Origin of the sequence: Zhihengliuella halotolerans, from assembly GCF_004217565.1 — a bacterium.
GTDB lineage: Bacteria > Actinomycetota > Actinomycetes > Actinomycetales > Micrococcaceae > Zhihengliuella > Zhihengliuella halotolerans.
Window position 1 is genome coordinate 528,104 of record NZ_SHLA01000001.1, and the last position, 11,955, is coordinate 540,058.

The 11,955-nt window shown below is 70.4% G+C and carries 11 protein-coding genes; 6 read left to right on the plus strand and 5 right to left on the minus strand.

From position 1 onward, the window contains the following. The 3 genes from EV380_RS02280 to EV380_RS02290 are packed head-to-tail and all read right to left on the minus strand — an operon-like array spanning position 1 to position 3,862. A complete protein-coding gene (locus tag EV380_RS02280; RefSeq protein ID WP_130449045.1) occupies positions 1-1,449 on the minus strand; it encodes a sensor histidine kinase in 1,449 nt (482 codons plus the stop codon). Further along, entirely contained in the window at positions 1,446-3,320 is a 1,875-nt protein-coding gene (locus tag EV380_RS02285; RefSeq protein WP_130449047.1) for a tetratricopeptide repeat protein, read from the minus strand. The genes EV380_RS02280 and EV380_RS02285 overlap by 4 nt, the downstream gene beginning before the upstream one ends. A 56-nt stretch (positions 3,321-3,376) precedes the next feature. Continuing rightward, on the minus strand, positions 3,377-3,862 hold the full coding sequence (locus EV380_RS02290) for an Lrp/AsnC family transcriptional regulator (protein ID WP_102161088.1): 486 nt from the start codon (positions 3,860-3,862) through the stop codon (positions 3,377-3,379). A 135-nt stretch (positions 3,863-3,997) separates the two neighbouring features. On the opposite strand from EV380_RS02290, the gene EV380_RS02295 reads away from it, so the two are divergent. The 5 genes from EV380_RS02295 (at position 3,998) to EV380_RS02315 (ending at position 9,042) form a co-directional block, all read left to right on the plus strand. Continuing rightward, a complete protein-coding gene (locus tag EV380_RS02295; RefSeq protein WP_130449049.1) occupies positions 3,998-5,248 on the plus strand; it encodes an MFS transporter in 1,251 nt (416 codons plus the stop codon). A 57-nt stretch (positions 5,249-5,305) separates the two neighbouring features. Next, a complete protein-coding gene (locus tag EV380_RS02300) occupies positions 5,306-5,779 on the plus strand; it encodes an NUDIX hydrolase (protein WP_102161083.1) in 474 nt (157 codons plus the stop codon). After that, a complete protein-coding gene (locus tag EV380_RS02305; RefSeq protein ID WP_130449051.1) occupies positions 5,776-6,780 on the plus strand; it encodes a glycine betaine ABC transporter substrate-binding protein in 1,005 nt (334 codons plus the stop codon). Before EV380_RS02300 ends, EV380_RS02305 begins: the two co-directional genes overlap by 4 nt. An 18-nt stretch (positions 6,781-6,798) precedes the next feature. Then, positions 6,799-8,049 carry a pyridoxal phosphate-dependent aminotransferase gene (locus tag EV380_RS02310; protein WP_102157379.1) on the plus strand — a complete coding sequence of 417 codons (1,251 nt, stop codon included), beginning with the start codon at positions 6,799-6,801 and terminating at the stop codon, positions 8,047-8,049. A gap of 180 nt (positions 8,050-8,229) precedes the next feature. Beyond that, complete coding sequence (locus EV380_RS02315) at positions 8,230-9,042, plus strand: PPK2 family polyphosphate kinase (RefSeq protein ID WP_130452059.1); 813 nt, start codon at positions 8,230-8,232, stop codon at positions 9,040-9,042. Between the two features lie 28 nt (positions 9,043-9,070). Here EV380_RS02315 and EV380_RS02320 read toward each other — a convergent pair whose 3' ends face one another. Continuing rightward, entirely contained in the window at positions 9,071-9,316 is a 246-nt protein-coding gene (locus EV380_RS02320) for an exodeoxyribonuclease VII small subunit (RefSeq protein WP_130449053.1), read from the minus strand. After that, positions 9,313-10,620, minus strand: a complete 1,308-nt coding sequence (xseA, locus tag EV380_RS02325) for an exodeoxyribonuclease VII large subunit (RefSeq protein WP_130449055.1) — start codon at positions 10,618-10,620, stop codon at positions 9,313-9,315. Before xseA ends, EV380_RS02320 begins: the two co-directional genes overlap by 4 nt. Positions 10,621-10,762: 142 nt before the next feature. On the opposite strand from xseA, the gene EV380_RS02330 reads away from it, so the two are divergent. Beyond that, positions 10,763-11,851, plus strand: a complete 1,089-nt coding sequence (locus EV380_RS02330; RefSeq protein WP_102157382.1) for a 4-hydroxy-3-methylbut-2-enyl diphosphate reductase — start codon at positions 10,763-10,765, stop codon at positions 11,849-11,851. Positions 11,852-11,955 lie beyond the last annotated feature (104 nt).

Sequence of the window (11,955 nt, forward strand, 5' to 3'; positions counted from 1 at the left end):
TCAGATGGGTAGTTCCAGCGTAAAGACCGATCCGGTATTCCGGGTCGAAGCAACGCTGATTCGTCCGCCGTGGCCCTCGCAGATGGCCCGGACGATCGTCAGGCCGAGGCCGGAGCCCTCGGCGCGGCTGCCGTTCCGCCCCCGGGAGAAGCGGTCGAAGATCGCCGCGATGTCCTCCTCGTCGATGCCGATTCCGGCGTCCCGCACCCAGAGCCGCAACGTGCGATGGCGCGTCCCATCAGCCGCCGGCTCCGTCGTCGCGTCGGACCCGATGACGATTGCGGATCCGGGGGCCGAGAACTTCACGGCATTCTGGCACAGCTGCAGCAGCGCCTGCGTGACGCGATGCGGGTCGATCGAGGCCTTGACGGTGTCGGCGCCCGCGAGGCTCCACTGCCGGTCGCCGAGGGCGGAGGCCTTGTCCAGGACGTCGAGCATGAGTACGCCGACGTCGGTCGGCTTCGGCTGGACGAAGTCGTTCCGGTCCGCCGACGCCAGGGTCGAGAGGTCGTCGATGAGCATCGTCATCCGCGCGAGTTCGTCGAGCGCGAGCGCCTGCGTCTGCCGGACGTCGTCGGGGTCCTCGGCATCCTGCAGCTCCAGGTGGCCCTGCAGGATCGCGACCGGGGTGCGCAGTTCGTGCCCGACGTCCCGGAGCAGTTGGCGCTGCGATGCGAGGGCGTCTTGCAACCGGTCGAGCATGCTGTTGAACGTTTCGGACAGGTCCGCGAGGTCGTCGTTGCCGTCGATCGTCAGCCGCTCGTCGAGGTCGTCCGCACCGATGGCGGCGGCCGTGCGCCGCAGCGCGCGAAGGGGGCGAAGCAGCGTCTTGAGCAGTCCGAAGGAGATGGCGGCGCTGATGATCAGCGCGATCGTCCCGGCCGCCGCCCAGATTCCGATGTTGCGGTGGAGCTCGTTGAGTTCCTGATTGAGGTCGAAGGCCAGGACCATGCGTGCCGGCGTGCGGTCGTCGGCCAGCTGGACGGGCACCAGCGCCGTCCGGTACGACGCCGTCGGCGTGCGCAGCGTGGTCAGCTCGACCCGGCCGCTTTCGGGACGTGCGAGCAGCTGACGGACCAGCTCGGTGTCCGTCTCGAGGCGCACCGGGACCGGTGCGGGGGCGCTCCAGCGCACGGCGCCGTCCTCGAGGACGAGGACACCCTCGTTCTCCTCGAGCGACGAGCGCTGGATGGCGAGGTAGGTCAGTTCAGCGGCAGAGGTGAACGCTTCGCCGGTCTCGGGGTTGAGCCCCGTCTCCGCGAGCGCGCGGAACTCGCGCACTTCGCGGCGCAGCGAATCGTCGATCTGGGCGTGGAGGTCGCCGAGCTGGACGAGGTAGTTGGCTGTTCCGGCGATGGCCAGCGTCAAGCCGGAGAGGGCGATGAGCGCGACCATGATGCGGGTGCGGACCGAAACCCCGCGCAGCCGATCGACCCAGCCGGAGATCATGGTTCGCGGGGTTCTTCGGGACCCTCGGCGTCGCGAGGGTGCTCGCCGGCGGAGTGCGGCCCGCGGGCCTCGTCCTCATCGTCGCCGGGAGTGTCCTCCCCGGCCGCGGCTGCCGCTTCGTCGGCGGCGAGGACGGTGTAGGCGGTGGCCTCGGCGTCGTCGAGCGCGTCGTCCACGACCTTCTGGGCGGCCTCGCGCGCCTCGTTCGCCTGCAGCGTGAGGCCCTGGGCGTCGAGGACGTCGGCCAGGCCGCGCTGGGCGGCGTTGACGTGGGCGACGCTTTCAGCGTGGTCGGAGCTGATCAGCCGGTACAGCGCGGCGGCCTCGTCGAGGCGCTGGGACTCGGTCAGCACGTGCGCGGCGAAGAGCTCGGCGTTTCCCGCAGCGTCCGGGTCCGAGACCGATCGGAAGCGGTCCGCGGCGTCGAGGGCCTCGGCCACGGCGCGGCGGCCGTCGCCGAGCATCCAGGCGCACCGGGCGTGGGTGTCGCGGAAGTCGGCGGAGTGCCAGTCGGCCCCGTGCTCGTCGGCGAGCCGGATGGCCTCGTCGAGGGCGTTCAGGCCGTCGGCGTCCTTGCCCTCGCACATCGAGTGTCCAAGCGCGTGCAGGGCGGTCGGCAGCGCCGAGGGGTCCGAATCGGCGTCCCTGGCCAGGTCCACGGCCCGCTGGTAGAGGGCGCGGGCCTCCGCTGGTGCGCCCTCGTGGGCGACGAGCGTCGCGAGGGCCAGCAGCGTGCGGACCGCCTCGCCGTTGAGCCCGGCCTCCTCGAAGGTGCGCACTGCTTCGCGCCACATGCCCAGCGCCTCGTCGAACCGCTCCTGGTGGCGCAGGCTGTGTCCGAGCGAGACGAGCGCCCGCGCGCGCTCCGTGACCCGGCCGAATGCGCCGAGCCGGTCGACGAGGGCCCGCAGGACCTCCTCGGCGAGCAGGAATTCCTCGGCGTCGAGCAGCTGGTGCGCGAGGGCCAGCCGGATCGCCCACGTCTCCTCGAACTCGCCGCGCTCAGCCTGCTCGACGGCGATCTTCCAGGCCAGGATGGCGGCGTCGTGGTCCGCCGACTGGCCGGCGAGCTGGGCGACGGCGGCCGCGGCCGAGACCGCGCCCTTGCGCACGCCGGCCCCCGAGTAGAGGTCGAGCGCCTCCAGGGCGCAGCCCTCGGCCTCGATGTGGTGGCCGCGATCCCCGTTGGCGGTCGCCTTGACCATCCAGACGGCGGCCTTCATCGCCCGGTTCAGGTCGAGTTCGAGGAGGCGGTCCGCCACTGCGATTGCGACGTCGGCCTCCCCGGCCGTCGCGCGGGCGTGGGCGAGGTAGAGCAGGGCGCCGCCCTCGGACTCCGGCCTCCCGGCCGCGTGGTAGACGTCCGCGCACCATTCGAGCGCCTCCAGAGCCGAGGCGTTGCCCGCGCCGTGCAGGGCGACGGCGAGGGCCAGCTTGATGTCCGCGAGCACGTGGTCCGGCGCGCCCGCGTCGCCGTGCGTGAGCACCGCGGCCTCGAGCAGCGGCATCTCCGATTCCGTCGCCTCGCGGAAGAGCAGCGAGCCGAGGTCGGCCTCCATGTCCGCCTGGTGGTCCCAGCCCACCGACCGCAGCAGCGAGAGGCGGGCGTCTGCGGCGCGGCGGGCGCCGTCGTCGTCCCCGCTGAGGTGGCGGATCGACGCCATGGCACCCCAGAGGGACAGGCGCGTGATCAGGTCCGCGTCCGGGAGTTCGAGTCCGGCGGTGATCGCGCGGATGGCACCGGAATGGTCCTCGGCGTAGGCGCGCTCGTACGCGAGGTCGAGGCAGCCGGCCGCGGAGTCCGGGGTGCCGAGCGGGTGCTCCGGGACGCTGTGGAGGATGTGGTTCAGGCGGTCGGTGAGCGCGGACACGATCTCTCCTTTCGCGGTCGTCGAGGGGCACACGCGGTGCGGGTCATCCTCCGAGCTTACGCATCGGCGACCGTGCGCCGCACCAAGGGGCCCGCGCGGAAGGGGATGTGTTCACTCAGGGCCAAGGAGGTCTCGGTGCGGATGACGCCGCGCAGCTTGAGGATCGAGCGCAGGACCTGCTGCAGGTTGTGCGTGTCGCGGGCGGCGATGCGGCACCAGACGTCGCCGCGGCCGGAGGTCTCGAACACCTCGAGCACGTGGTCGCTGCGGCCGAGGGACGCGACGACGGTGTCCAGCTCGCGGTGGTCGACCTCGATCGTGACGAAGGCGAGCACGTCGTAGCCGATCGCCGCGAGGTCGACGTCGCGGCCGCCGTCGCGCAGCACGCCGGAGCGCATCAGCCGGCGCATCCGGGCCTGGACCGTGTTGCGGGCGACGCCGAGTGAATCGGCGAGTTCGTTGATCTGCGCGCGCGGCTGATCCATGAGGCCGAGCAGCAGTTGCAGGTCGGCGGCGTCCAGCACGCCGTGGCGGTTTGGCATGATGCTCCATTTCGTCTCACATTCGACGTTCATTTTGAACTTTACGCGCAATTCTGGCATCCGTCATGCAGCAGAAACGTCAATGGGATCGCATCATAAGTGGGTAGTGGTCAACGCGGGCGAAAGGGAGTGGGCATGACGGTCATCGGCGAGCTGCGGATGCGCGCATCCGACGACCTTTCGCTCCGCGGGGGCTGGGACGCCTCTCTGAAGACGCGCGTCGGGCTGACCGGCGCGGTCATGGCCCTGCTCTTCATCGGCGTCAACATCGCCACGCCCCTCTACCCGCTGCTCCAAGACAAGCTCGAGCTCGGCCCCTTCGGCGTGACCGTCGCGTTCAGCGCCTACGTGCTCGCGCTCATCGCCGGCCTGGTCTGCTACGGACACTGGTCCGATCACATCGGCCGCCGGGCCGCGCTCGTGATCGCGGTCGTGGTCGGGCTCGCCGGCGGGTTGGTCTTCGCCTTCGCCCCCTCGCTCTGGATGCTCGTGCTCGGCCGCGTCCTCCAGGGGGCCGCCGTCGCGGCCGCGACGGGCGCAAGCAGCGCCGCCCTGCGCGAGCTGCTCCCGCGGCACCAGGACTGGGCCGGGCGCTTCACCCTCCTGCTCAACGCCGGCGGCGTGGCCGCCGGCCCCGTCATCGGCGGGGTGCTCAGCCAGCTGCCGAACCCCACCGTGACGCCGTTCCTCGTGCACGGGGCGGCGATGCTCGCCGTGCTCGTCCCGCTCTGGCTGCTTCGCGCCCGCCCGGCCCTCGCCCCGGCCCCCGGGGACGCCCGCCGCGCACTGCGCCCGCGCCGGCTGCGCCTCGCGGCCGACGCGAAGAGCCAGTTCTGGATCGCCGCCCTGACCGGCCTGCTCAGCTTCGCCGTCTTCGGGATGGTGCTCTCGCTCGCACCCGGCTACTACGCCGACGTGTTCGGCATCGAGTCGCGCGTGCTGCTCGGCGTCATCGCCTCGCTGACGCTCGCGGCTTCGGCCGTGAGCCAGCTGCTCGGCCGCGCGACCCCGGCGACCATCGCCCCTGCCCTCGTCGGCATGGGCCTGGGCGTCGCCGTGCTGGTCCTCGGCGGCCACGTCGCCTCGCTGCCGCTCGTGATCGCCGGCAGCCTCCTGGCGGGCACCGCGCAGGGCCTGGCCTTCCGCGGCGCGTTCAACGACGCCGCCGCCGCGATCGAGGCGGCCCAGCACGCGCAGGTCATCAGTCTCATCTACGTCGTGACCTACGCGGGCAGCGCGATCCCCGTCCTCGGTCTGGGCCTCGTCGCCAACCAGGTGGGACTGGACGCCACGTTCGTGCTCTTCGCCGCCACGACCCTCGCCGGTTGCCTCGTACTGGCCGGCGTCTCGTGGGCCCGGCTGCGTCGCCGCGGCCCCCGTGCTTAGCTGCGAAGACGCCGAGCGGATGCCTCCGCGACGGTGACCAGCGATAGGCTGGGACGCATGACCAGACGCTCCCGCGACTTCGACACCCGCCTCGCGGCCTATTGCGTGATCGTCGATGACGACCGGATCTTGCTGGCCCTCTGGGACGCGCGGGCCACCAACCCTGACCACGACCCCCGCTGGACGCTGCCCGGCGGAGGAGTCGAGCTCGGCGAATCCATCGAGGACGGCGCCGTCCGCGAGGTCGAAGAGGAGACCGGGTACCAGGTCGAGCTCACCGGACTGCTCGGAGTCGACTCCGGGCACGTCCCCGCCGGCCGCCGGCTGCACGGCGAAGGCCGGCCCCTGCAGACCGTCGCCGTGCTCTACTCGGCGCGCGTGACGGGCGGTCGGCTACGCTTTGAGGTCGGCGGAAGTACCTCGCGCGCCGGCTGGTTCCCCCTCGCCGAGGTCGAGGGCCTGAACCGGGTCGGCCGCGTCGACCAGGCCCTCGAAATGCTGCGAGTACACAAACCCGACTGGAGCGCATGAACCCGAGAATCCCGGCCGCCGGCCGCGACGACGCCCCCTCTGTTTCCACCCCGGCGACGCCGCGCCGCGCGGCGACCCTGCGCGCCGCGGCGAGTGCCGCCGTCGTGCTGCTGGCCCTGACCGCGTGCGCGACGGCCGGCGGCACGGGCGACCCGACGGCGGGCGCAACGTCCTCGGCCAGCGCGGCCTCGCCCGAGCCGCTCGTGATCGGCGCGCCCGAGCCGACGCGCGAGGCGCGGATCGTGGCCGAGCTGTACGCAGGGGCGCTGAACCGCTCCGGGATCGCCGCCGAGGTCGATCCAGACATCGGCGACTGGGGGCAGTACGAGGACGCGCTGCGCAGCGGCGGGGTCGACGTCGTCCCGGAGTTCGGTGGCGACCTGCTGTTCCGCATCGACGCCAAGACGACCGCGCGCGCGGCCGGCGACGTCTACGACGAGCTCGCCGACGCGCTGCCCGAGGAGCTCGTGGCCCTGGCACCGTCGGAGGCGGCGCGCCAGCCGGTGCTCGTGATGACGCGGGCTGAATCCGTCGCCCACGGCGTCACGACGCTCGAGGACCTCGGCGACGTGTGTGAGGATCTCACGTTCGGCGGGCCGCAGTCTCTGCTCACGCGGGCGGACGGCGTGCCGGCTCTGGGCGACGAGTACGACTGCCAGCCGAAGTCCCTCAACCAGCTCAGCTCCGGCGCCGACGTGCTCGACGCGGTCATCACCGACCGCGTGCAGGTCGGGCAGATGGTCAGTACCGATCCGAACGTCGCCGGACACTCGCTCGTGATCGTGCAGGGATCCGCCGAGCATTTCACTGCTCAGCAGGTCGTACCGATCGCGCACGGCGAATCGGTCGGCGACGAGGCACGCGAAGTGCTGGACCGGGTGAGCCGGGACCTGAGCGCCGAGGACCTCGCCGACCTGAATTTCTCGCTCATGGGCGACGCCCCGCTCACGGCACCCGCCGCCGCCGCAACATGGTTAACGGAGCACGGCTTCGGCGACTAGCTGTGGCAAGCTGGGTCCATGTCAGCCAGGGAAGACTCCTCCAACGAATCAGTGCGGTACACGCAGTCCTCGAAGCTCCGCGACGTCCTCTATGACATCCGCGGCCCCGTGCTCGAGCACGCCCAGCGGATGGAGGCCGAAGGCCACCGCATCCTGAAGCTGAACATCGGCAACCCCGCCCCGTTCGGCTTCGAGGCGCCCGACGAGATCCTCGTCGACATGATCCGGAACCTGCCCAACTCGCAGGGCTACTCCGACTCCCGCGGCATCCTCTCCGCCCGTACCGCCGTCTCGCAGTACTACCAGACCCGCGGCATCCGCACCATCAGCGTCGACGACATCTACCTCGGAAACGGCGTCTCAGAGCTGATCACGCTCAGCCTCACGGCCCTGCTCGAGAACGGCGATGAAGTCCTCATCCCCGCGCCGGACTACCCGCTGTGGACAGCTTCGGTCTCGCTGGCCGGCGGTCGCCCGGTGCACTACCTCACCGTCGAGGAGGAGGGGTGGATGCCCGACCTGGAGGACATGGCTTCCAAGATCACGGACCGCACCAAGGGCATCGTCCTGATCAATCCGAACAACCCCACCGGCGCGGTGTATCCGAAACACGTGATCGAGTCGATCCTCGACCTCGCCCGCCGACACAACCTCATCGTGTTCTCCGACGAGATCTACGAGAAGATCCTGTACGACGACGCCGTCCACTACAACACCGCGGCGCTCGCCGACGACGTGCTGACCCTGACGTTCTCGGGGCTGTCGAAGGCGTATCGAGTCTGCGGCTTCCGCGCCGGCTGGATGGCGATCTCCGGGCCCAAGCACCAGGCGCAGGACTTCATCGAGGGCATCAACCTCCTGACCAACATGCGCCTGTGTGCGAACGTGCCGGGCCAGAACGCGATCCAGACCGCGCTCGGCGGGTACCAGTCGATCAACGACCTGATCCTGCCTGGCGGGCGGCTGCTTGAACAGCGGAATCTCGCCTACAAGCTCCTCAACGACATCCCGGGCGTCTCCGTGCAGCAGGCGAAGGGTGCCATGTACCTGTTCCCGAAACTCGACCCGGACGTGTACCCGATCAAGAACGACGAGAAGTTTGCACTCGACCTGCTCAAGCAGCAGAAGCTGCTCGTGACGCACGGGACCGGGTTCAACTGGGTCGCCCCGGACCACTTCCGCCTGGTGACCCTGCCGGCCGTGCGTGATCTGGAGAGCGCGATCTACCGCATCGCCGATTTCCTCGAGGACTTGCGCGAACGGGCCTGATTGTCAGAGCCGCGCCGGGCCCCCGGGGCGGAGAAGTACCCCGAGAGGAGCAGCGACGTGGGCGGGACATCGAAGAAGTCGAAGCAGCGGGCAGCGGACGCGGCGGCCATCTATGAGGCCGTCGAGGTGGCCGGGCCGGCGCACGAGTCGCGCGCGTTCTCCGAGAGCCCGACGACGGCGCTGCGCGCGCGCCGACCGGTCGAACTCGCCGGAATCGACTCGCGGGACAAGGCGGGGTACGACGGCAAGAAGATCGACGGCGTCGAGACGCTGGCCGCGATGGATCCGGTCCTGAGCGACCTGCAGGAGCGGCTCCTCGCCGCCTCGCGCCACGGGGGCGACGGCCGCGTGCTGCTGATCATCCAGGGTATGGACACGGCCGGCAAGGGTGGGCTCGTCCGCCACGTGATCGGCGCCGTCGACCCGCAGGGCGTGCACCACCACGCGTTCAAAGCGCCGACCGCAGAGGAGCTCGAGCACGACTTCCTCTGGCGCGTTGAGAAGGAGATCCCCGGCGAGGGGATGATCGGCGTCTTCGACCGCTCGCACTACGAGGACGTGCTCATCCACCGCGTGCGGGGACTCTCCGACCCGGAGGAGATCGAGCGGCGCTACGGAGCCATCCGCGACTTCGAGGAGCAGCTGGCGGCTGACGGAGTGAAGATCGTCAAGATCATGCTGCACGTGTCGAAGGGAGAGCAGGCCGAGCGGCTCATGGAGCGCCTCGACCGCCCGGAGAAGCACTGGAAGTTCAATCCGGCTGACATCGACGAGCGCGAACTGTGGGATGACTACCAGCGCGCCTACGAGATCGCGATCGAGGAGACCGACGCCGACCACGCACCGTGGTTCATCGTCCCCGCTGACCGCAAGTGGTACGCGCGGATCGCCGTGCAGCAGCTGCTGATCGAGGCGCTGCAGGGCATCGACCCGCAGTGGCCGGCGGCGACCTTCGACGTGGCTGAGCAGAAGGCGCGCCTCAGCGCGGAGTAGCGTCCGGTGTCCCGGCGGGGCGCGCGTCCTACTCCGGAGCGCCGCCCTCGACTCGCTGCCGGGCCGATTCGAGGCGCTGACGCGCCCCCTCGAGCCAGGACTCGCAGCGTGCCGCGAGCGCCTCGCCGCGCTCCCAGAGCGCAAGTGACTGCTCGAGGCTGGCGCCGCCGGCTTCGAGCTGGGAGACCACGGTGATGAGTTCCTCGCGCGCCTGCTCGTAGCTGAGCTGGGCCACGTCGGGTGGGGTCGCGGGGGAGTTCGCTGCTTCGGTCATGATGTCCTTCCGGGCTGGTTCTGGGTCGGGGGAGTCTGTTCGGCGTGCGGGTCGGTGTTGCTTCCGTGGGTCGCGGTCACCGTCGCATCGAGGCTGCCGTGGGCGACGCGGACGAGCAGGTCGGCGCCGACGGGCACGCTGGTGGCGTCGCGGACGACGTCGCCGGACTGGGCGTCGCGGCCGGAGCCGTCCGGGACCTGCACGATCGCATAGCCGCGGTCGAGGGTCTGCTGCGGGGAGAGCGAGCGGACCTGGGCGCGCAGGTGCCTGATCTCCGCTTCGCCCCGGCTGAGAGCTGCGCGGGTGGCCGACAGCGAACGCTCGACGAGCCGGTCCAAATCCTCGCGCCGGGAGTCCAGCATCGACTCCGGCGCGGCGAGCACGGGACGCGTGCGCAGCGCGGCGACGCGTTCGGACTCCCGGTCGAGGAGGTGCTCGATCGCACGGTTGAGGCGCAGGCGGGCCTGGGCGATGCCTTGTTTCTCCTCCGCCACGTCCGGGACGATCCGCTTGGCCGCGTCGGTCGGAGTCGATGCACGCAGGTCGGCGACGTCGTCGAGGATCGGACGGTCGGCCTCGTGCCCGATCGCGCTGACGACCGGCGTCGTCGTCTGCGAGACCGCGCGGACGAGCTCCTCGGAACTGAAGGGCAGCAGGTCCTCGAGCGCGCCGCCTCCGCGGGCGATGACGATGACGTCCACCTCGGGGTCCGCGTCCAGCTCGGCGAGGGCAGCCATGACCTCGCCGACGGCGTTCACGCCCTGGACCGCGGTGTTGCGGATCTCGAACACGACGCCGGGCCAGCGCAGCGTGGCGTTGCGGACGACGTCTTTCTCGGCGTCGGAATCGCGGCCCGTGATCAGGCCGATGCGCGACGGGAGCAGGGGCAGCTTCTGCTTACGGTCCGCGTCGAAGAGACCCTCCGCGCCGAGCGCCTGACGGAGGCGTTCGAGGCGGGCGAGCAGATCGCCCAGGCCGACGGGGCGCAGGTCAGAGGCGTTCATCGACAGCCGGCCGGTCTTGAGCCAGAGGTTCGGCTTGACCTTGGCGACGACCCGCGAGCCGACCTCCGGTGTCGCGTCCAGACGGCTGAGTGTCGAACGCCAGACGGTGACGGAGAGCGAGTTCTCCACGTCGACGTCGCGCATCGTCAGGTAGGCGTGGCCGTTGCGAATGTTCGCTTCCAGCAGCTGCCCTTCGATCCAGGTCTCGGGTGCGCGCTCGACGTGCGCTTTGAGGATCTGGGCGAAGTGTTTGAGCGGCCAGGGGTTCTCCGGCGTGGTCTCCGCTGCCGTGGCGGGCATGGACCGGGGCTCCTCGGCGGTTGGCGGCTGCTCCACATGAATCCTCTCGAGTGGTGTTGTTACTCATTCCTACCAGTTGCGACCCCCACAACGTGATCTGGTCGGCAGAGGTGTGGACAATCGACCGCGTAGCATGGTGGGTATGCCTACCAGCACCACCGTCCCCGTTTCCGTGCCCATGCCGCAGATTCCGCGCCGGCGCCGTTCCCCGGAGGAAGTGGCCGCGGCGGCCCCCGTCGAGGGACCCAAGCGCGTGCTGCTCGCCGCGCCGCGCGGCTACTGCGCCGGCGTCGACCGGGCCGTGATCGCCGTGGAGAAGGCGCTCGAGCACTACGGGGCCCCGGTCTACGTGCGCAAGGAGATCGTGCACAACCGCCACGTCGTCTCCGAACTCGAGGCGCGCGGGGCCGTGTTCGTCGAGGAGACGGACGAGGTGCCCGAGGGCGAGCTGGTCGTCTTCTCGGCGCACGGCGTGAGCCCCGCCGTCGTCCAGTCCGCGGACGACCGCAACCTGCGCACGATCGATGCGACGTGCCCGCTGGTGACGAAGGTGCACCGGGAGGCCGTCCGGTTCGCGAAGGCCGGCAACGAGATCCTGCTCATCGGGCACACGGGTCACGAGGAGGTCGAGGGGACGTACGGTGAGGCGCCCGAGGCGACGACCATCGTCAACGACCCCGCCGAGGCGCGCACGGTCCAGGTCAAGGACCCGGACAAGCTGATCTGGCTCTCGCAGACGACCCTGTCGGTCGACGAGACCATGGAGACGGTCAAGATTCTGCGCGAGCGTTTCCCGAACCTGCAGGACCCGCCCAGCGACGACATCTGCTACGCCACGAGTAACCGCCAGGCCGCGATCAAGAAGATCGCCCCGCAGGCCGATCTGGTCATCGTCGTCGGCTCGGCGAACTCGTCGAACTCCGTGCGGCTCGTCGAGGTCGCCCTCGAATACGGTGCCAAGGCCGGCCACCGCGTCGACTTCGCGAACGAGGTCGACGAGTCCTGGTTCGAGGGCGTCGCGACCGTCGGCGTGACCTCCGGCGCGTCCGTCCCGGACATTCTCGTCCAGGACGTCCTGAAGCTCCTGGCGGACTACGGCTACGCCGACCAGGAGGAGATCGTCACGGCCGAGGAGGACATTCTCTTCTCGCTGCCGAAGGAGCTGCGCGCCAAGCTCAAGGAGTCCGGGGACTCGTCGGCCAGGCCGGGCGGCCGGGTCAAGAACGATTAGGACCCCGCGTCGCACCTGAGCGTGCGACGACGGCTTCCGGGCGAGCGGGAAAGTCCCGTTGACTTGGTGACCTCCGAAGCTGCAGCAGGTACTGTGAAATGTGT